Genomic DNA, 245 nt, shown 5'->3' on the forward strand with positions numbered 1-245 from the left:
CCTATCCAGTCTATTCGACGAGCAATACGATCATGTCAAACGCATCCTGAGTGATTCAAAGCAAGAGCAGCAGGATCACTTAAAAGGCATCATGGATGAATACGTCAACGAAATTAATAAGAAAACTGAGTCCATTAAAGAGGAAGTTGCTGCAGAAGTAAGTCTGTTTTTAGGAAACCAACTCACTGAATTTAAGCAAGAGCTTCTGGATAGCAAAGCTCATACAGGCTTAGACCCTGTACAAA

Annotated in this window: 1 protein-coding gene; it reads left to right on the top strand. The window is 40.4% G+C overall.

Annotation, left to right across the window (positions count from 1 at the left end):
• The coding region (locus A3761_RS27530) for a hypothetical protein (protein WP_369808210.1) at positions 1–245 on the top strand (245 nt) is incomplete at both ends.

The organism is Oleiphilus sp. HI0123 (assembly GCF_001635315.1).